Origin of the sequence: Fibrella aquatilis (genome assembly GCF_017353255.1) — a bacterium.
Lineage (GTDB): Bacteria > Bacteroidota > Bacteroidia > Cytophagales > Spirosomataceae > Fibrella > Fibrella aquatilis.
Genome location: NZ_JAFMYU010000002.1, coordinates 35,536 through 55,051 on the forward strand (window position 1 = coordinate 35,536; position 19,516 = coordinate 55,051).

Consider the following 19,516-nt stretch of genomic DNA (forward strand, 5'->3'; position numbering starts at 1 on the left):
TATGTTCAGTTTTCCGGCATGAACAGCAACGTGCTGAATTCTTTTTCGTCGAGCATTTCTACGGCTAGGTCTTGTAGTTCGGCGGCGGTGACGGCTTGAATTTCGCTGAAAATATCGGGCAGGGGTTCCACCCGGTTAATGTCGAGCAAGCTCTTGGCCATCATCAGCATAAAGCTGTTGTTACCTTCTTCGGCCATAGCCAGTTGACCGCGCAGTTGCTCTTTTGTATTGTGCAACTGACTGGTTGTCAAGGGTTTTTCGCGAAGCAATTTGAATTCTCGCTGGATGAGCGTCAGGCTCCGGTCAATCTGTTTGGAGTCGGTGCCGAAGTAAATGCCGAGGTAACCCGTGTCCAGATAAGGCGTGTAGCTGGCGTCGATAGAATAGACAAGGCCGCAGCGTTCGCGCAGGTTCATGTTCAGGCGCGAGTTCATGCCGGGCCCACCCAGCAGGTTTACGAGCATGAAAAACGGCAGGCGTTTGGGGTCGGTGAGGCCATAGGCAGTACGGCCAAACGCGCACTGCGCCTGCGTAATGGGCCGCTTCATCTGCTCGGTCAGTGGCACGTAGCCCGTGGGGGCCTGCCGCACCCGTCCCGACCGTTTGGCCGGAATGTCGCGGAGGTACTTCTCGGCCATCTTCACCACCTTCTGAAACGGCATGTTGCTCACCGACGCAAACACGATCCGCTCAGTGTCGATGTTTTCGTCGATAAACTGGCGGAGGCTGTCTTTATTGAATGAATTGACGGTGTCGGCCGTACCCAGGATGTTGTAGCCCAGCGGATGGTTGGGAAATACAAGCTGGTCGAAATCGTCCTGAATGGCGTCTTCCGGCGAGTCGTAATACATCGACATCTCTTCCAGAATCACACCCCGTTCGCGCTCGATCTGGCGTTCGGGAAAGGTGGAATGAAACGTGATGTCGGCCAGGAGTTCAATCGCTTTTTCCACGTGAACGCCCAGCAGCGAGGCGTGGAAGCAGATTTTTTCTTTGGTGGTGTACGCGTTTAGTTCGCCGCCCACGTTTTCCAGGCGGTTGATGATGTGGTGGGCCTGCCGGTGTTCGGTACCCTTAAACGCCATGTGTTCCCAGAAGTGAGCCAGACCCTGCTGATGAGGCTGTTCGTCGCGACTACCCATGTCGAGCATAAGGCCAACGTGGGCAATCTGGGTATGAAGCACCTGTTTATGGGCAATGCGAATGCCGTTCGGCAGGGTGTGCAATTGATAATCGTCCAAAGGCAAATGGTATGAGTACGCAACTAACTTTGCGCGTGTAACTTGTTAAAATAACCTTATCCATGCCGGGCCGGTTCCTCATCATTCAAACCGCATTTATTGGCGACGTTATCCTGGCCAGTGCCCTGCTTGAACAACTGCACGACCACTATCCCAGCGCTACGCTCGACCTATTGGTGCGGCAGGGAAATGAATCGCTATTTACGGATCATCCCTTTCTGAATCAGGTACTTATCTGGAAAAAAAAGAAACGAAAGTACCGAAATCTCTGGCAACTGGGCGCGCAAATCAGGGCTTCCCGCTACGACGTAGTACTGAATCTGCAACGCTTCGGCGCCACGGGTTTGCTCACAGCGTTTTCGGGCGCAGGCACCACCATTGGCTTCGACAAAAACCCGTTTTCGGCTTGGTTTACCCATCGCGTGCCGCACCAGATTGGGGGTAATCCTGATAATAACCTCGGCCCCACCCGCCACGAAGTAGACCGCAACGCCGACCTGCTACGACCGCTTGGTAACTTTGGCACCCGCCAGCCCCGCCCCAAGCTCTACCCACAACCTGCCGATTATGCCGCCGTGAAGCCCTACCAAATGGGTGACTACGTGTGCATTGCTCCTACGTCAGTCTGGTTCACAAAGCAGTTCCCGGCCAATGGCTGGGTGAACGTCATTGCCGGGTTGCGCCATGCCGGGCCGGTGTATCTGCTGGGTGCGCCGCCGGACTTGCCTGCCTGCGAGGCCATTCGGCAACAGTCGGGTAGTGGTCGGGTGGTGAATTTAGCAGGTAAGCTCAGCCTGTTGCAGTCGGCGGCGCTCATGCAGGGGGCGGTGATGAACTACGTCAACGATTCGGCCCCGCTGCACCTGTGTTCGGCCATGAACGCGCCCACCACAGCCATCTTTTGTTCTACCACGCCCGCCTTCGGTTTTGGCCCCCTCGCCGACAATGCCCGCATCGTGGAAGCCCGCGAACTGCTCACCTGCAAACCATGCAACCTCCATGGCCGCCCCACCTGCCCCCTGGGCCACTTCCGGTGTGCGTATGGGATTGAAATAGAAGAAGTGGTAAGTGATGAGCGGTAAGCGATGAGTTTGCTGCCGCCAGCGTATCTGCTCTAGCGGCAGCAAACTCATCGCTTACCGCTCATCACTTACCACTGCTTTGACCACTCGCTCCGAATCGAGCCGGATGCCTCTCAGAATGCCGGTGAGGGGGGTGGCGAAGCCGAGGAAATAAAGGCCTTTCAGGGCGGGGTTGGTGTCCCAGAGGCCGCGGGGGTGGCCTTTCTCGTTCAGAATTTTGCGGCTCAACGCTTCACCCAGAATCTCCGAGAGGCCGCTGCGGTAGCCCGTGGCCAGCACAATGGCGTCGAACACATCGTGGCGACCGTCGGTGAAGGTGACACCCAGTTCGTGGATTTGGTCAATGCCGGGGCGGACGGCAATAGTCCCCGCTTTGATCTGTGCCACCGTACCCTGGTCGATCACCGGAATCTTGCCCAGCACCCGAATCATGTAGGAGGGCGGATGCGGTGGTGTCTGAATCCCATAGGCCGAGAGGTCGTCGGTATTCATTTTCTGCGACAGCCCGGCCATGAAATCGTAGAACCAGTGGGGGAATTTGTTCAGGAAAATAGCCAGCGGCTGTGCGGGACGGCCAAATACTTCGCGCTTGACAATGCTCACCGGACCCCTCACCGAGATGGTGGGTTGGGCACCCTGTTCGGCTAGGTCGAGGGCAATTTCGGCCCCGGTATTGCCCATACCTACCACCAGTACGTTCTGCCCGGCAAAGGCAGCGCCGCTACGGTACGACTGACTGTGTAGCACCGTGCCCGTGAATGAATCCAGCCCCGGCAGGTTGGGTTGGTTGGCCACGCGGTTATAGCCGGTGCAGACCACTACGTTGTCGGCAATGAAGGTGTCGGTGTTGGTGCGTACCAGCCAGTGCCCCTTGTCGGCCCGGCGGATGCCCGTAACGCGCTCGTTGACCACCGGTTTAATGCCGAAATGGGCTACGTACTGCTCCAGGTAGGCCACAAACGCATCGCGTGAGACGTAGTTAGGGTAGTGGTCGGGGAAGGGCAGGTGGGGCAGGCACGACTCCGATTTGATGGTGTGGAGGTGCAGCCGGTCGTAGTGATTCCGCCAGGCCGCGCCTACAGTTGGGGCCGCTTCGAGCAGCGTAAACGGCAGGCCCAGCTTAGTCAGCCGCCCCGCCACCGCCAACCCCGCCGGCCCGGCTCCGATGATGATTGTTTGCATGGGTTGAAAGAATGTACAATGAATAATGGACAATGTACAATAGTTCCGCGCTGGAATACTAATAGCGCGAAGCCATTGTACATTGTCCATTATTCATTGTACATTCTTTACTTTATCCGCGTCCAGGTTTGTGATTTGCCCAGCATTTTGATGCCTACGTAGCCTCTGACAATCAGGGTGTTGGGGTTATTGAGTTTCATATAGCAGCTGTAGGTTTTGCCATCTTCGGGGTTGTAGATCTTGCCGTCTTCCCACTGATCGTCGCCGTCGAAGACGAAGTCGTTCATCAGGTTGAGGTTCAGCAGGGGGCGGCTGCGGAGCTTGGCATCGGGGTTTTTGCTGTCTACTTTGGGTTTACCGGCTGCGTCGTTGGGTTCGGTCAGGAAGGCCAGCTTACCGAAGTATTTGTTGCCCTGTTTGTAGATCTGGATATGCCCTTTTTTAGTGCCGTTGAGCCAGGTGCCTATCACAGCGTCGGGGTTTTCGGCCAGCCGGGTTTTGGTGGTAAATGATGTAGTGATGAAGGCAAGCAGCAGAAGCGGCAGGATGAAACGAAGCGTTGTCATGCGTTGTGTTAAACAAGGTTAGTTTATGAAATAAGACAGAAAACAAAGATAAGCGATCCGTTCGCCTTTCTGCCCTGTTAGAGCCATTATGGGCTATAACGTTTAACTTACCCCAATGAAACTCACGATTCGCACCCCGGTGCAGGCACCTTTGGAAGCCGTATGGGCAGGCTTTGACCGGCAACTTTTCGACCAGCTCAGCCCGCCGTTTCCGCCCGTGACCGTGCTGCGCTTCGATGGCTGTCTGACCGGCGATGTGGTTTCGCTGGAGTTGAATTTTATCCTCTTCAAGCAGGTCTGGAACAGCGATATCATTGATCAGCAGACCACCGATGCCGAAATTTTCTTTATTGATCAGGGTACCAAACTGCCGTTTTTTCTAAAAGCCTGGCACCACAAACACCGCCTCATAGAACAAGGTACGGGCACGGTCATCGCCGACGAGATCACGTTTCAAACCCCCAATCGGCTATTCGATTACCTGTTTTATCCGTTGCTGTGGGCGCAGTTTATGTACCGAAAACCAATTTATAGACGCGTATTCGGTAGAGGATAGGGCGGTTTCAACCGTTAAATAAACTTTATGCTCAGGCGGCTCAAAAGTGTAGCGGCCAAATGACACAGTGTCAATACTTTGCGGCGTATCTTCCTACACAAAAACCCCTTAAACCTGCCTGTCCTATGACCCAGCCTGCCGTTTTAGAAAATGAATTGGCGCCAATATTCACAACCAAAGCGCCGTTTCAGTTGCCCGAAGAAGCCAAGGATCTGATTGTAAAGATCATGCCCTACATCGCGGTTGTGTTGTTGCCGCTGTCGATTCTGGCCATATTGTTTGGCGGTGGTCTGGCACTGCTGAGCTTCTTCACCCTGCACCTCGGCGCTAGCCTGGCATTGATCATCATGATTATCGCCATTGTGGTTGGCCTGATGGCCATTCCCGGTTTGTTCAGCCGCAGCCGCGACGGCTGGTCGAAGACCTACCTGTCGCAATTGATCTGGATCGTGTCGATGCTGGTTGAGTTTCATATTCTTTCGGCCGTCATCTCGTTTCTGCTGGGCATGTACCTGCTGTTTCAGATCCGCGACCGCTACGTGAACTAACAACCCCCTAGCTTACTCATCAAGAGCCATCCCTGTGCAGGGGTGGCTCTTTTTTTGCCGTTTGTCGGGCTGGGGGGCTATTAGTCCTAATTTTGATTCGGTTTGCCCGCCGACCGTTACTTTTAAGGCCTCACTCTTTTTTGTTCGCATGGCTATTCTTCAAACACGCCACATTGTAAAACAGTACGCTCAGCACCGGGCCTTAGACGACGTAAGTCTGGAGGTGCCCACGGGCCAGATTTTTGGCTTGCTTGGTCCCAACGGCGCGGGTAAAACGTCGCTCATTCGCATCATCAACCAGATCACCGGCCCCGATTCGGGCGAGGTGTTGTTTGACGGTAAGCCGCTGGGTCCCGAACACATCCGCCACATTGGCTACCTGCCCGAAGAGCGGGGGTTGTATAAGAAGATGAAGGTGGGCGAACAACTGCTGTATCTGGCTCAGCTAAAGGGCCTTAACGAACGGCAGGCCATGGACAAGCTGAAGATATGGTTCGAGAAGTTCGACATCAAAACCTGGTGGGCCAAGAATGTGGAAGACCTCTCGAAAGGTATGCAACAGAAAATTCAGTTTGTGGCCACGGTGCTTCACCAACCTGCCCTGTTGATTCTGGATGAGCCTTTTTCGGGCTTCGATCCTATCAACGCCAACCTCATCCGCGACGAGATTCTGGAACTGAAACAGCAGGGTACGACCATCATTTTCTCGACCCACCGTATGGAAACCGTCGAAGAACTCTGCGACCATATTGCGCTTATCCACCAGTCGCACAAGGTGCTCGACGGGTCGAAGCGGGCCATTAAGGAGCAGTTCAAAACGCACACCTACCGCGTTGAATACCAGGGTACTGTGGGTGAACTGCCCGCTGCGTTTGCCACTACCATAGTAGGCCCCACCGACGATGCTTTCGAGCGGATGGACATCAAGATTCCGCCCGATGCCGCCGTCAACGACCTCATCCGCCTCCTCCTCGACCGCGTGTCGATCCGGTCGTTTGGCGAAAATATTCCTACTATGAATGACATCTTTATTAAAGCCGTTGGCTCTGCCAACGATTGATTCATGAACATCATCCTGACCATTATTAAGCGCGAATACCTGGTTCGTGTGCGCAAGAAGTCGTTTATCGTGATGACGCTGCTGGCCCCGCTTCTGCTAACGGCCTTCTATGGGGGCATTGGCTGGCTGGCGGTTGGCTCCGTTTCGCAGAAAAAAGTGGCCGTAGTAGATCAGACAGGGCAGTTTGCCGGAAATTTCAAAACCGACAAAGAGACTAAGTTTACCTCGCTTTCTACTACCGTGGCGCAGGCCAAAGCACGGTTTGTAGAAGACGGCTACGATGCCCTGGTGATCATTCCCAAAGACGTAATCGAGCACCCGAAAACGGTGCAGATTTTCGCCGAAAAGAGTATTGGCGGCAACCTGAAAGGCAACATCGAACAGGCTATTTCCAAAGAAATTGAAATACAGAAGCTGACCAAACTGGGCATTACGCAGCAGGTCATTGCCGATGCCAAAGTAAACGTGGATGCCGAGACCATCAGCCTCAGCGAACTGGGCGAAAAGAAAACCTCGACCCTCACCACGAGCATCATCGGCGGCTTGTGTGCCATGCTGATCTACATCTCGGTGCTGCTCTACGGTACGCAGGTGATGCGTAGTGTGCTGGAAGAAAAAACCAGCCGCATCATCGAAGTCATTATCTCGTCGGTGAAGCCGTTTCAGCTGATGATGGGTAAGATTGTGGGCGTTGGGCTGGTGGGGTTAACGCAGTTTCTGCTCTGGATCATGCTCACCGTGGGCCTCATCTGGGGTGGTTCTGCTATTCTGGGAAGAGATATGGCCCGCAATGCTGCCAAGGCCCGCATGTCGACCACGATGAGCGCCAAAAAGGCCGATGAGATGGTGAAAGCTGCCGAAAAACCGGGCATGATGGCGGGGGCCGTGGCAGCGCTGAAGACGCTGAACCTGACCCTGATTATTGGCTGTTTCCTGTTCTATTTTCTGGGTGGCTACCTGCTCTACAGCTCACTCTACGGGGCTATTGGCGCTGCCGTCGACAGCGAAACCGACACGCAGCAGTTTATGCTGCCTGTAACCTTGCCCATCATTGCCTGCATCACGCTGGCTCAGTTTATCATCAGCGACCCCGACGGCCCGCTGGCGTTCTGGATGTCGATGATCCCGTTTACGTCGCCTATTATTATGATGGTACGCATTCCGTTTGGCGTGCCGGGCTGGCAGCTGGCCCTCTCGATGCTGCTGCTGGTGCTGGGTTTTGTGGGTACAACCTGGCTCGCCGCCCGCATCTACCGCGTGGGTATCCTGATGTACGGCAAGAAGCCAACGTACAGAGAATTGTCGAAATGGATTTTTTATAAAGCGTAAAAAAAGGAGGAACGGGAGGAACGGAGGAAGGGGAGGAAAGAAATTGCTTTCGCCCGTAACGCTGACGCGTCAGCTCTCCTTTCCTCCCCTTCCTCCGTTTCTCCTTTCTTATGTGGCACGAAAGCGATAATAAACTTACCCGGCAGTTTACGTTTGCCGATTTTTCGGAGGCGTTTGCCTTCATGACCCGCGTGGCCCTGCTGGCGGAAAAAATGGATCACCACCCGTTCTGGACCAATGTCTACAACAAAGTGACCATTGAACTCACCACCCACGACGCCGGTAATACCGTAACGGAGAAGGACCGTGCGCTAGCCGCCGCGATAGATGGGGTGTTGTAAAGGGGGTAAACGTCAGGCGGCCTCAGATGGGCGACTTGTGACGAGCAATGGCTGTGTAGTTGTGCCTAACAAGTCCGTCAGTTGGGCAATATATTGCTGCTTTTGCCGCTCATATTGAACTTGTTGAAACGAATCAGCTTGCGTAGCTGGGTGAGCCAGAATACGATTCACGTCAGCTAACAAGCCCAGTACGGCATTTATTTTTTGGAGGTGTGTTTTCTGCTCGTTCATAGCGTTATAGACAAAAAACCTTTCAATGCTGTATACTCTCGCTGACTGCTAAACGTCTTTTCCCAGTACTGACGGCGATCTACATACAGACTGTGTAACGTATGGCTTTCTGGATAAACAGGACATATGTAAGCGTCTAGTCCGTTGTCATACAGTGAAAACGTACTGTAGTAGTCTATTAGTTGCGAGGCGATTGGCTCATAGATGTAGTGCGGCAAAAACGTGACCAAATCAATGTCGCCGGGATTGGGCTTATTCGTTACGAAACTCCCATCGACCCATTGCGTCAACTTTTCTCCACCAACGAACAGGCTCAAGCGGCTATTGTATGCTTGCCAGGCCTTAAACAGTTGCAGACGTTTCGCACTTGCAAACGGTTTGACGAAGCAGTTAAATAGGTCAGCCGCTGAACACGGATGATATCCCGGTTCCAATAGTCCGGTTGGTTGAAGCGTAAGCACAAAACAAAAGTAATTGTTTGCGTCCTTTGTACCGAACACACAACCGACCTTGAAACTCTACCTCGTTCCTACGCCTATTGGTAATCTGGATGACATCACGTTGCGGGCCGTGAAGGTGCTGCAAAGCGTAGATGGCATTTTGGCCGAAGACACCCGCACGTCGGGGTTTTTGCTCAAGCACCTGGGCATCAGCAAACCCCTGCACAGCTACCATATCTTCAACGAACACGGCACGATTCAGAAAGTGGTGGCGCAACTGAAGGCGGGTAAAACGCTGGCGCTGGTGTCCGATGCCGGTACGCCCGCCATATCAGACCCTGGCTTTTTGCTGGTTCGCGCCTGCATTGAGGCGGGCATTGCGGTGGAGTGTTTGCCCGGTGCCACAGCCTTTGTGCCCGCGCTGGTGAACTCGGGCCTGCCCAACGACCGGTTTACGTTTGAGGGGTTTTTGCCGCACAAAAAAGGCCGACAAACGCGCCTGCTGGCCCTGGCCGACGAAACGCGGACGATGATTTTCTACGAATCGCCGCACCGGCTGCTGAAGTTTCTGGAGCAATTAATGGAAGTACTCGGCCCCGACCGGCCCGTGAGCGTGTCGCGCGAATTGACCAAACTCTTTGAGGAAACTGCGCGGGGAACCCTGACCGAGGTTCACGCGTATTTTGCCGACAAGCCTATCAAAGGCGAAATCGTGGTTTGTGTGGGTGGAAAAGAGGAGAAAGTAGGAACGGAGAAACGGAACAAAAAAGGTGATGACTATTACAAACAGCGGGTTGACGATGATGAGGATGAGTAGCTGGTCAGCATTTGCAATGTTGACCTTACTAACCGCGCGTTTGCAACGTGCCTTACTGCCTAAAGCGAACAAGGCGCGTTGCAAACGCGCGGTTAGCAAGGTCAACATTGCAAATGCTGACCAGCTACACCAGCTAGGTCTATTGACCACTTTCCTCATCATACATTGTTCATTGTTTATTGTACATTCCTCCGAAGCTCAGGCACTCTCTCCCGCCGCCCGTGTTAGCCTGATTACATACGGCCCCGGTCAGGATGATATATCGTCGGTGTTTGGGCATACTGAAATTCGCATTAGTGACCCCATGACGGGCTTCGACCGAGATTATAGTTACGGCGGGTTCGACTACAGGGCCGATTTGTTTGTGCTGAAATTTCTGCGCGGTACGCTGCCTTATTTTATTGCGTCGCACCAGCTAAATCAGGTGGCGTGGTACTACCAGCAAAACAACCGCAGCATTCGGGAGCAGGTACTGAACTTGTCGGCGTCGCAACGGCAACGCTTGCTTACGGCGTTGGAAACCAATCTGTTGCCCCAGAACCGCGAGTACCGCTACAAATTTTACTACGACAATTGCGCCACCCGCCCCCGCGACATGATTGATGCAGCCATGGGCGACAGCCTGGTTTGGTCACCCACCGTGAAGCAGCCTACCAAGTCGTACCGGGCCTGGATGAACGATTACCTGGGTGCCAAACCTTGGGAGCGGCTAGGTATGAACCTCGCCATTGGTCGCCCGGCCGACAAAGTAACTACCGGCTGGGAGTCCATGTACCTGCCCGACAATGTGTTTGACCAACTGGCCAACGCGCAGGTCCGCACCACCGACGGGCGACTGCTGCCGCTGGTGACGCAGACGCAGACCCTGTTTGAGGGGCAACGACTGTTTAAAGACACCCTGCCGCTGGTGCTCTACCCCGACTTTGTGATGCTTGTGTTGCTGGTGCTGGTGGCGTTGCTTACCTGGCAGCAATGGAATAGCAACCGGCTTGGGCTGGTGACCAAAGGCCGCTGGCTCGACCGCCTGTTGTTTGGCTTTGCGGGCATCTGGGGCTGGTTTTTGTTCCTGCTCTGGTTTGCCACCGACCACGGCGTGACCACCTGGAATACTACCTTGCTCTGGATGATGCCCCTGCACATTCCCGGCGTGTTCTGGGCTACGTCGGCCAAACGGCATCCGTATCAGGCGGGTATGTATTTCCGCATCACTGCCCTGCTGCTGTTTATATCGCTTTTTCTGGCCCCCGCCCCCGGCTTCGCTGATGAACTGTTTATTGGCATTCTGCTGGTACGTGCCCTATACCGGTCGTGGGTGCGAACGGATAGCAGGCAACTAGTGGCAATGTAAAGTCAGTTTTGAGTTTAGCGTTTTCAGTTGCTTGGCGCTTTGGTAGAGCTTCGCGCGGTAGGTGGCTGTCGCCTGGCCCCTCGACTGCGCTCGGGGTGACAACGACCTTGAATCAACTCAAGAACTTGTTATAATGCCCTGTCACCCCGAGCGCAGTCGAGGGGCCGCAAGCGCGAAGCCCACTATAGCGCGTAGCCACCGCATGCAAAGCAACTGAAAACGGTAAACGGTAAACTGAAAACTGTAAAATTCAACGATGATTTTTCCTTCAACTTTCCGGTCAGACCTCAACGCCATTGCCCGCGAGGCGGGGGCTTTTCTGCTGGCCGAACGCCAGAAATTCAACCGCGACGCCATTGAATACAAGGGCCTCAACGACCTTGTTTCGTACGTAGATAAGGAGTGCGAAAAAATGCTGGTGCCCAAGCTCCATGCGCTCCTGCCCGAAGCGGGTTTTATTACCGAAGAAGGCACCACTGAACAGGCTGACCGTAAGGGCCTAAACTGGATTATCGACCCGCTGGATGGCACAACCAACTTCATTCACGGACTGCCCATCTACGCCGTTAGTCTTGGCCTGGCGCAAGGCAGCAGACCCATTGCGGGCGTGGTGTATGATCCCAACCGCGACGAATGTTTCTCGGCTGCCGAGGGACAAGGAGCGTGGCTGAGCGTAGGCGGTAGGGCCGAACAACCCCTGCGCGTGAGCACGGCCCCGCACCTGGCCGACGGCCTGATTGCTACGGGGTTTCCGTATTACCAATTCGAGCAAATGCAGCCGTATCTACACATCTTGGAGCAATTGATGCAGCGCAGCCACGGGCTGCGGCGGATGGGGTCGGCGGCGATAGACCTGGCCTATGTGGCGGCGGGACGATTCGAGGCGTTTTACGAATACAACCTTAAGTCGTGGGACATGGCTGCGGGCATTTGCCTCGTGCACGAAGCCGGGGGCATCGTCACCGATTTTCAGGGGCATGACACCATGCTTTTTGGCGGCGACGTGATCGCGGGCTGCGCGTCGCAACCAGAATTACTGGCGCTGATTGGCGAATACTGGCCGAAGTAGCGTAAGCGTTTCGGCGTCAGGCTTCACTGATTACTCAGCACCGCTACCGGCGTTTTGAACGTTGCTAACGACTGGAGAATCTGCGGGCGTTCGGTGCGGAAGGCCTCCAGGAACGCCACGATCTCACTGCCGTAGGCACGGCGGCGGTTGCCTGCCATGAGTACGCCCTTCTGGCCGGTGGGGCTGGTGTAGGGTTCAAATCGGTAGGCGTTCCACTCCATAATGGGGTTGGTGTCGTCGCTGTTGGCACGCCAGACAAAATCGAGCGTGGCGGTGCCGGTCAACGAGTCCTTGCGGACGCGATAATGTACCGTGAGGTCTTCTTCCTGAATATCGGTCAGCCGCTGCACCTGCGTGGCCACAGTCTGGTCGATGGTTTGGCCGTTGGTAATCACCGACAGCATAAACAGATTGTGGTAGCCGTCGGCGGGTTCGTTGGTGGGTAGGTACTCCTGCCGCACGTAGGTGGGCGTGGGCTGGGCACTCGTGCTGAGCCGGAACGTTTGGCCGTTGAACGCAATCGGGCCTTGCAGGTGGAGGTGGTCTACGGGTGGGGCAGGTTGGGTGATGAGCGGGGCGGGGCCGAAAATAAAGGGCAACAAGAGGCCGAAAAGGAGCGTTTTCATACGGGAACGTGAGCGTTGAGTGGTACTAAAAGCTTTCTGGGAAAGCCATAATTGCCTAACTCAACGCACAGTAAGGAGGCTGATTTACTGAGGTTATGGTCTGATAACGTGCCGATTAGCCTATGGCCAACGGCATCAGTATAACCCTAGCAAGTTTGGGGCCAATGTCACCACCGGTTAATAAACACTACTTGATCTAACGATTAACTCAATTATGAATACCATTGAAGCAAAGGCCACGGCCCAGATTACTCTCCAGAAAGCCGTTGAAAAAATAGGCCGCTACCTCGGTGCCGACCGCTGTTTTCTCTACGTCCGCCAGCCAAGCCTGCAGCAGGGCCGCACGGCATTTCAGTGGCGGCGCAACGAAACCATCCCCGACGTGATTCAGCCCGACTGGCAACCCGACACCACCAGCCTGCCCAAAGAAGACCCCCTTATTCGGGCGGGGCTGGCTATGCAGCCGTCCGTCTATGTGTCTGATGTGAACACCGCCAGCCCCGACGTGCTGAACCGCGACTTTGAGCGGCGGACATTTGGTCACAGTGCGCTGGTCCACGCCCACATCCAGGCCGAGGGTGAACTGTGGGGCATTCTCCAACCCTGCGTTTTTGGTCGCCCGCGCCAGTGGTCGCCGAGTGAACGGGCCTATATCGAGAAGCAACTCCCCGGCCTGCTGGGGCCAATTCGGGCGTTTGTGGGGGAGTGAAGGTGAACGAAATGGCTTGTAGCCGCGTATATTTACCTGTAAATCAGTATGACTATGGAAACGCAGGCCAAGCCTATGACGGGCAAAGAAAAGCTCCGCCGGTTGATTGATACAAAGAAGCAAGCCCAACAAGAGGCTCGTGACCGCTATACTAATGATGCTGAGTATAGAGCTGTTTTTGAAAAGTTGAGGGAACAAATGCAACAGGAGCAGCATGGAGCAAAATAGCTACCGCTTTACGTATATCGGTGGCTACAGCAATGTCTACGCATTTACTACTAGTCAATTAGTTGACTATGAAGTCAGATTTGCTCCATCCGACTATTTATTTGAGCATGTATCGGAACTGGGTATAGCAACCTTCGAGATGATCGTTGTTATGACAGGAACAGCCGAACACACGAAGACTCCTGCCGACTCGACAATAGCACCTACCATTGCGGCTATATTCACCCACTTTTTCGACACCCATGAAAAAGTTATAGTTTACGTTTGCGATACATCCGATAATCGTCAGCGTGCGCGTGCTTGTAAATTCACAGCCTGGTTTTATCGAGGACTACTAAATAGCAATTTGCCACTGGCAAAAGTAGATCGTCAGATGATTGCTGACGACGGTGAACAGATTTTGCTTTCCATGTTCATCCATCTTCAGCATCCTAATCGGTTGTCTGCAATTGACGCCTTCATGTCTATGGGCAGCGACGAAAAATAGCCCTCAACTATAGCGGTCATTGCGCCAGGGGTAGGCGGTGTCGGAGTAGCCACGCTCTTCCCAGAAGCCCAGGCGGTTGCCCGCCATAAACTCAATCCGCTTAATCCATTTAGAGCCTTTCCAGGCGTAGAGTTGCGGCGTAATCATCCGTAGCGGACCCCCGTGTTCGCGACTAAGGGGTTGACCATCAGCCGTGTGTACCAGCAGTACGTCGGGCTTTAGGGCCTCTTCCAGCGATACATTGGTAGCGTAGCCGTCGTAGCCGTAGCACATTACGTGCGTGGCCGTGCCTTTGGGATCGACCAGGGCGGCGAGGTCCATGAAACGCACCCCTACCCACGGCACGTCGAGGCGCGACCAGGTGGTGACGCAGTGGAAATCGCTGGTGTCTTCTACCTGCGGTAAGGCCATCAGGTCTTCCCATTTCAGGCGCACGGGGTGGTTCACCTCGCCGTCAATGTTCAGTTGCCACTTATCAAGCGGAATCTCCGGCTGGTAGCCCAGGTCCAGCACCGGCCATTTGGTAGTAACGGTCTGACCAATAGGCACCTGCGGCATACCGTGGCGGTTGGTTGGTCCCTTACCACGTGGTTTTTCGTCGGAGAGCGACGGGCTGCTGGCCATTTTTTCGTCGAAACGGCGCTTCAGCTTCATCCGCGCTTCCACAATCCGGTCGAGTTTGTCGTTGGCTTCCATAAGGTTGTCCTTTACGTACTAACCAGATGGATTTGCTGCTTGTTCAGTTGGATGCTGGATGTTAGACGTTGGACACTGGATATTGGAAGTTTGTTGTCAGTATCCAGTATCCAGTGTCCAACGTCCAGTGTCCAGCATCCAGCATCCAGCACCCCAATATGAAGGCATTGTTACCCACCCATTGGGCAAGCGTTCTGGTTGTACCTTTGCCATTAGTAAAACGCCCCTTTATTTTCTCTGTATGAGTGACCACAAACCGCTGATTTTAGTAACCAATGACGACGGCATCACTGCCCGTGGCATCGCTTTTCTGGTTGATTGCATGCAGGAAATTGGCCACGTAGTGGTGGTAGCCCCCAACAGTCCACAGTCAGGCATGGGTCATGCCATCACCATTGCCACGCCCCTGCGGCTTTACCCGACCACTATTTTTCCCGAACTGCCCGCCTACGAATGCTCCGGCACCCCCGCCGACTGCGTGAAATTGGGTAAGCACCACGTGCTGAAAGATCGCGCCCCCGACCTGGTGGTGAGCGGCGTAAACCACGGCAGCAATACGGCCATCAGCGTACTCTATTCGGGCACGATGTCAGCGGCTATCGAAGCGGCCATTGAAGGTATTCCGGCCATTGGGTTTTCGCTGGGCGACTTCAGCCGTGAACCCGACTTTTCGCATATCCGCCAACACGTGCTGAGCATTGCCCGGAATGTGCTGGAGCGGGGTATGCCCAAGGGCGTTGCCCTGAACGTAAACTTCCCCGCCAAGGCCACTGAACCCCTGAAAGGCATCAAAATCTGTCGGCAGGCCAACGCCAAATGGCAGGAGATTTTCGACGAGCGCCGCGATCCACATGGCCGCCGCTATTTCTGGCTCGACGGCGAGTTTGTGAACAACGACACGGGCACAGATACCGACGAATATGCACTGTCACAGAACTATACATCCATTGTTCCCTGCCAGTTCGACCTCACTGCGTATAGCGTGATGGAAGAAATGGAAGGGTGGAATTTATAACGGTAAGTGGTGAGTGGTAAACGGTGAGTTTGCTTACGCCAGAGCAAGTACGCTAGCGTAAGCAAACTCACCGTTTACCACTCACCACTTACCACTAAAATCATGGCAATCCTAGGCTCACTATTAAAACGGGGTATCCGGCTGACGAACGCGGTGCAACGGCGGAAGAAACTCAACCCGTTTAAGTCGCAGAAGAAGACGCTGCTGAAGCTGGTCGAAAAGGCCCGCTACACGCAGTTTGGGGTCAAATATGGCTTCGACGAGGTGCTGCGTGACGGTCATTTTGGGGGTGAGCGGGCTGTGTATGAAGCCTACAAACGCCACGTACCCATCTACGATTATAACAAGATCTTTGCCGAGTGGTGGCACCGGTCGCTGGAGGGCGAGAAGAACGTGACTTGGCCGGGTCGGGTGACATACTTTGCGCTCAGTTCAGGCACGTCGGAGGCGGCCTCGAAGTATATTCCGGTGACGAAGGCCATGAGTAAGGCTATCCAAAAGACCAGCATCCGGCAGATCATTACGCTGGGCAAATACCGCCATCTGCCCGCATCGCTCTACGAGAAAGGATACCTCATGCTGGGCGGCAGCACGCAGCTCAACGCCCGTGAAGGTCATTTCGAGGGCGATCTTAGCGGCATTACGGCCAGCCAGATTCCGTTCTGGTTTCAGCGGTTCTACAAGCCCGGTCCCGAAATTGCCTCCGAGCGCGACTGGGGCACCAAACTCGACGAGATCACGCAGCAAGCCGTCGACTGGGACATTGGCTATGTAGTGGGCGTACCGGCCTGGATTCAGTTGCTGATGGAAAAGATCATTGCCCACTACAAGGTCAAGACCATCCACGATATCTGGCCTAACCTGGCTGTTTTCTGCCACGGCGGCGTGTCGTTCGAGCCATATAAGCAGGGGTTCGAGAAGCTGCTGGCCCATCCCATTACCTATATCGAAACCTACCTGGCTTCGGAGGGATTCATCGCCTACCAGACCCACCCTGAAGCCGAGGGTATGCAGTTGGTGCTCAATAATGGCATTTTCCACGAGTTTATCCCCTTCACCGACGCCAACTTCGATGCCGACGGTGTGATGGTGGCCCGGCCCGAAACGCTGATGATCGACGAGGTGGAGGAAGGCAAAGAGTACGCGCTGCTGCTCTCGACCTGCTCCGGTGCGTGGCGCTACCTCATTGGCGACACTATCAAATTTGTCTCGAAGAAAAAGGCTGAAATCGTCATTACGGGCCGTACAAAGCATTTTTTAAGTCTTTGCGGCGAACACCTGTCTGTCGACAACATGAACAAGGCGGTGGAACTGTCGGCGCGGGAAATGAATATTGACGTGCGGGAGTTTACCGTGGCGGGCGTTAACCACGACCCCCTGTTTGCGCACCACTGGTACATTGGCACCGACAACGAACAGGTAGATGCCGATGCCCTACGCGACCGTATCGACGCACATTTAAAAGAATTGAACGACGACTACGCCACCGAACGCGCCCATGCCCTGAAGAACGTATTTCTGACGGTACTCCCCGCCCAGCGCTTCTACGACTGGATGGCCGCCAAAGGCAAAATGGGTGGCCAACATAAATTTCCCCGCGTCCTAAAAAAAGACCAGATCAGGGAGTGGAAAGCGTTTGTAGATACTACGGACTAATCTTAAGTTGGGCATTGGACAAATAACGAAGTTGTCCCCGCATCTGCAACGAACGGACAGTGGCCTGATAGTTCGCAGGTAGGGTAATCACGTCGCCGCTACGGATCGTGAGCGCGGTTGTAGCCGAGGGTAGACTCTGACACGACCAAGTGGCGGGGTCGTTCCAACTGCCGCTCTTCACCGACGTCATCGTTGGGCCGCAGGGGGGCACCACATACACCAGGTAATCTTCGGTTTCGCCATAGCCGAGGGCTGCGCAGGGAGCCGTCACCGACGACGAAAACTGATTCCTGATCCGCATCCGGTACGTCTGCCCCGCCTGCGTCCCAACAGGTAGCGTAAACGTGCTGCTCACTGGAGCCGTAGCTGACGTTGGTGTGCCATATACACGCTCACCCGGCTCAAATTCAAAACTTTGGTTGACATCAATCCAGATGGCGAACTGCTGCGCGTTGAATGTACCCAGGAACTCGACCGTAAACGTATTTGCCGCCGATAATGATACGCTCGCTACGGGGGTGGGGTAGTAGGTGTAGTAGTTGGCCGCGCAGCCTGAATTAGCAGTGAGGGTGGTTCCGTTGACCACCACCCGCTTCAGGCCAATGCCGAAGCCACAGCCGTTGTTGGTGTAAACGGGGGTACAATAGGCGCCAACGCCAGTGGTAAAGCTGGACTCGGCAGAGTATGTGCCCGAACATTCGCCCGTGACCCGCCACGTGTAGGCGGTGGTGGTTTGCAGGCCGGTGAGGTCGTATTGCGGACCGGCAATTGGCCCTACGGTGGTCCAGCTGGAGCCACTGCTGAGGCGGTATTGCAGCGTAAACTGCGTACTGCCCGCGTTAGAGACCCAATAGAGCGTGGTGGCGGTGGCGCGTGGCGTTTTGTTGGCCAGGCTGGTGGGTACATCGTTGGCAACCGACAGCGATGAGCAACTCGTAACCCGGTCGCGGAGGCGGTTACCGGGTAATGGCCCAAAGCCATTGGCGAAGTTGATCCCCGCGCTTGTGAGGTGGCAATAACTCATGATGGTGCCGCCGTTGGTCGGCGCGGGGCCGGGCGCACAACCGCCTTCGGTGGTGTAGCAGTTGTCAATAGCTCCACCCGGCCATGTGCAACTGTGCGTGTGCGGCGACCCGAAATTATGGCCCAACTCGTGTGTCACGACCATTACTTCCCACGAGTAGTTTGGAAACTCCGTGTAGGTTGTTGTCAGGCTCGCGCTGACGCCGTACCGATAAGAAGAGCCGCAGAGCACGTCGAGGTAGGCAATGCCACCACCCAACGACCGCCCCGACAGAAAGTGCGACAGGTTGCTGCTGATGCCCGGCGGTGGGCTGCTGTTTTGGTTTGTTCGGAAAGCTGATAAGACATCGCTTGTAGTGGTGAGACTGGTATACGGGTCGGGAGTGGCCCATACCTTGAGGCCCGCCACCCGGACCGCGATGTTTTCGCGGGCATACAGTACCGCCACCTGATTGAAGAGATTCGCGACGTAGTTAGCCGTTTGGGTGGTGTTCGAGCCGTTGTCCTGATAGAGTTTATAATCGGCCTCGAAGTAAATGTTCGCCACCCGGCAATTAATTGACAGCGGGGCTTCTACGTTGCTGATAGCCGCGCGGGTGGTGTCGGGCGTGTCGCAGGTAAAGGCGCGTTGTGCAGCGAGGTTGCGGTCGTTGTAGAACAGGTACGTACTGGGGTTGTTTTTCAACGCATTGAGTGAATAGTTACCGGTTTCGTCGGCAATTAGCCCGGCCAGCGTACCGTCGGTGATGCTCACGGCCACCACTGAGTTAGGCTTGCCTTTCACCACGCCCTGATAATGCAGCCCTCGCTCGAAAGGCAGTTCGATTGTACCACCCGACGTACCTACAAGCAGTTTGCCAGTTGCCGAAAATAGCTCAACCGGTACTAATTCGAGAACAATGGCCTCGGTTTCAGTGGGGATCGCAAACGAGAGCAACGCGGGGCGTTCGTTGGTGAGTTGCGCGAGTTGCTGCTGGTCGAGTTGCAGTACTTGCGGCGATTGATTGGCCCGAAACGCCGCTGAAGGTACCCCACCACCGCGATTTGATCGGCTAAAAAGGGGTGTTAAGCTATCTGTAGCCGGGCGTTTGGCCGCATCGACCCGCTGCTGTAACTGATTAATGGGGCTTTGCGCTGCCAACGGCAATTTGCCTAAACAGAGCAGAAGCGAGAGGGTAAACAGTAGAGATCTCATTGACCAACAGCGGGATAAAATCGCCGTAAGTCAAAGATAGGAAACGGGTCGTTTGAAAACAGGGTGAACGT

22 protein-coding genes are annotated in these 19,516 nt (G+C 54.8%); 14 read left to right on the top strand and 8 right to left on the bottom strand.

The window, feature by feature from the left end; genetic code table 11:
* Positions 1 to 5 precede the first annotated feature (5 nt).
* Positions 6 to 1,241, bottom strand: coding sequence for a M16 family metallopeptidase (locus J2I48_RS02485; protein WP_207333810.1), 1,236 nt, complete (start codon positions 1,239 to 1,241; stop codon positions 6 to 8).
* 62 nt (positions 1,242 to 1,303) lie between these two features.
* Between J2I48_RS02485 and J2I48_RS02490 the strand changes: the two genes are divergently transcribed.
* Positions 1,304 to 2,323 (top strand): glycosyltransferase family 9 protein, encoded by a 1,020-nt coding sequence (locus J2I48_RS02490; RefSeq protein ID WP_207333811.1) that lies wholly within the window; start codon positions 1,304 to 1,306, stop codon positions 2,321 to 2,323.
* A gap of 54 nt (positions 2,324 to 2,377) precedes the next feature.
* On the opposite strand, the gene J2I48_RS02495 is transcribed toward J2I48_RS02490, so the two are convergent.
* Entirely contained in the window at positions 2,378 to 3,505 is a 1,128-nt protein-coding gene (locus J2I48_RS02495) for a flavin-containing monooxygenase (RefSeq protein ID WP_207333812.1), read from the bottom strand.
* A 107-nt stretch (positions 3,506 to 3,612) separates the two neighbouring features.
* The gene (locus J2I48_RS02500; RefSeq protein ID WP_207333813.1) at positions 3,613 to 4,071 is read right to left on the bottom strand and encodes a DUF2147 domain-containing protein; all 459 of its coding nucleotides are present in this window, start codon (positions 4,069 to 4,071) and stop codon (positions 3,613 to 3,615) included.
* Positions 4,072 to 4,186: 115 nt separating this feature from the next.
* Between J2I48_RS02500 and J2I48_RS02505 the strand changes: the two genes are divergently transcribed.
* The 5 genes from J2I48_RS02505 to J2I48_RS02525 all read left to right on the top strand — a co-directional run bounded on the left by J2I48_RS02505 (position 4,187) and on the right by J2I48_RS02525 (position 7,905).
* Positions 4,187 to 4,627: an SRPBCC family protein gene (locus J2I48_RS02505; RefSeq protein ID WP_207333814.1), complete on the top strand. Its 441-nt coding sequence runs from the start codon at positions 4,187 to 4,189 to the stop codon at positions 4,625 to 4,627.
* 125 nt (positions 4,628 to 4,752) lie between these two features.
* A complete protein-coding gene (locus J2I48_RS02510) occupies positions 4,753 to 5,175 on the top strand; it encodes a chromate transporter (protein WP_207333815.1) in 423 nt (140 codons plus the stop codon).
* Positions 5,176 to 5,323: 148 nt separating this feature from the next.
* A complete protein-coding gene (locus J2I48_RS02515; RefSeq protein ID WP_207333816.1) occupies positions 5,324 to 6,235 on the top strand; it encodes an ABC transporter ATP-binding protein in 912 nt (303 codons plus the stop codon).
* A 3-nt stretch (positions 6,236 to 6,238) separates the two neighbouring features.
* Complete coding sequence (locus J2I48_RS02520) at positions 6,239 to 7,564, top strand: ABC transporter permease (RefSeq protein WP_207333817.1); 1,326 nt, start codon at positions 6,239 to 6,241, stop codon at positions 7,562 to 7,564.
* A gap of 110 nt (positions 7,565 to 7,674) precedes the next feature.
* Positions 7,675 to 7,905 (top strand): 4a-hydroxytetrahydrobiopterin dehydratase, encoded by a 231-nt coding sequence (locus tag J2I48_RS02525; RefSeq protein WP_207333818.1) that lies wholly within the window; start codon positions 7,675 to 7,677, stop codon positions 7,903 to 7,905.
* A 12-nt stretch (positions 7,906 to 7,917) separates the two neighbouring features.
* Here J2I48_RS02525 and J2I48_RS02530 read toward each other — a convergent pair whose 3' ends face one another.
* A complete protein-coding gene (locus J2I48_RS02530; RefSeq protein ID WP_207333819.1) occupies positions 7,918 to 8,136 on the bottom strand; it encodes a hypothetical protein in 219 nt (72 codons plus the stop codon).
* The gene (locus J2I48_RS28610) at positions 8,133 to 8,636 is read right to left on the bottom strand and encodes a DUF6932 family protein (protein WP_374758145.1); all 504 of its coding nucleotides are present in this window, start codon (positions 8,634 to 8,636) and stop codon (positions 8,133 to 8,135) included. The genes J2I48_RS02530 and J2I48_RS28610 overlap by 4 nt, the downstream gene beginning before the upstream one ends.
* Positions 8,637 to 8,646: 10 nt before the next feature.
* On the opposite strand from J2I48_RS28610, the gene rsmI reads away from it, so the two are divergent.
* The 3 genes from rsmI to J2I48_RS02545 all read left to right on the top strand — a co-directional run bounded on the left by rsmI (position 8,647) and on the right by J2I48_RS02545 (position 11,810).
* On the top strand, positions 8,647 to 9,393 hold the full coding sequence (rsmI, locus tag J2I48_RS02535; RefSeq protein WP_207333820.1) for a 16S rRNA (cytidine(1402)-2'-O)-methyltransferase: 747 nt from the start codon (positions 8,647 to 8,649) through the stop codon (positions 9,391 to 9,393).
* Between the two features lie 172 nt (positions 9,394 to 9,565).
* The gene (locus J2I48_RS02540) at positions 9,566 to 10,741 is read left to right on the top strand and encodes a lipoprotein N-acyltransferase Lnb domain-containing protein (protein WP_229375761.1); all 1,176 of its coding nucleotides are present in this window, start codon (positions 9,566 to 9,568) and stop codon (positions 10,739 to 10,741) included.
* A gap of 256 nt (positions 10,742 to 10,997) precedes the next feature.
* On the top strand, positions 10,998 to 11,810 hold the full coding sequence (locus J2I48_RS02545; RefSeq protein ID WP_207333822.1) for an inositol monophosphatase family protein: 813 nt from the start codon (positions 10,998 to 11,000) through the stop codon (positions 11,808 to 11,810).
* A 23-nt stretch (positions 11,811 to 11,833) separates the two neighbouring features.
* On the opposite strand, the gene J2I48_RS02550 is transcribed toward J2I48_RS02545, so the two are convergent.
* Positions 11,834 to 12,436 carry an HI_0983 family protein gene (locus tag J2I48_RS02550; protein WP_207333823.1) on the bottom strand — a complete coding sequence of 201 codons (603 nt, stop codon included), beginning with the start codon at positions 12,434 to 12,436 and terminating at the stop codon, positions 11,834 to 11,836.
* A gap of 214 nt (positions 12,437 to 12,650) precedes the next feature.
* On the opposite strand from J2I48_RS02550, the gene J2I48_RS02555 reads away from it, so the two are divergent.
* From J2I48_RS02555 to J2I48_RS02565, 3 genes are read left to right on the top strand one after another with little or no spacing between them, the layout of a single operon-like run.
* On the top strand, positions 12,651 to 13,145 hold the full coding sequence (locus J2I48_RS02555) for a GAF domain-containing protein (RefSeq protein ID WP_207333824.1): 495 nt from the start codon (positions 12,651 to 12,653) through the stop codon (positions 13,143 to 13,145).
* A gap of 54 nt (positions 13,146 to 13,199) precedes the next feature.
* On the top strand, positions 13,200 to 13,373 hold the full coding sequence (locus J2I48_RS02560) for a hypothetical protein (protein WP_207333825.1): 174 nt from the start codon (positions 13,200 to 13,202) through the stop codon (positions 13,371 to 13,373).
* Positions 13,360 to 13,860, top strand: a complete 501-nt coding sequence (locus J2I48_RS02565; RefSeq protein WP_207333826.1) for a DUF6169 family protein — start codon at positions 13,360 to 13,362, stop codon at positions 13,858 to 13,860. The genes J2I48_RS02560 and J2I48_RS02565 overlap by 14 nt, the downstream gene beginning before the upstream one ends.
* 3 nt (positions 13,861 to 13,863) lie before the next feature.
* Here the strand turns inward: J2I48_RS02565 and J2I48_RS02570 are convergent, their stop codons facing one another.
* Positions 13,864 to 14,556 (bottom strand): sulfite oxidase-like oxidoreductase, encoded by a 693-nt coding sequence (locus tag J2I48_RS02570; protein ID WP_207333827.1) that lies wholly within the window; start codon positions 14,554 to 14,556, stop codon positions 13,864 to 13,866.
* A 241-nt stretch (positions 14,557 to 14,797) separates the two neighbouring features.
* Here J2I48_RS02570 and surE point away from each other — a divergent pair, with 241 nt between their 5' ends.
* Both surE and J2I48_RS02580 read left to right on the top strand, forming a co-directional pair.
* Positions 14,798 to 15,571 carry a 5'/3'-nucleotidase SurE gene (gene surE, locus J2I48_RS02575; RefSeq protein ID WP_207333828.1) on the top strand — a complete coding sequence of 258 codons (774 nt, stop codon included), beginning with the start codon at positions 14,798 to 14,800 and terminating at the stop codon, positions 15,569 to 15,571.
* Positions 15,572 to 15,673: 102 nt separating this feature from the next.
* Positions 15,674 to 17,227: a GH3 family acyl-acid amido synthetase gene (locus J2I48_RS02580; RefSeq protein ID WP_207333829.1), complete on the top strand. Its 1,554-nt coding sequence runs from the start codon at positions 15,674 to 15,676 to the stop codon at positions 17,225 to 17,227.
* Here J2I48_RS02580 and J2I48_RS02585 read toward each other — a convergent pair.
* Entirely contained in the window at positions 17,217 to 19,445 is a 2,229-nt protein-coding gene (locus J2I48_RS02585; protein ID WP_207333830.1) for a M12 family metallo-peptidase, read from the bottom strand. The two genes, J2I48_RS02580 and J2I48_RS02585, sit on opposite strands and share 11 nt — an antisense overlap.
* Positions 19,446 to 19,516: the final 71 nt, after the last annotated feature.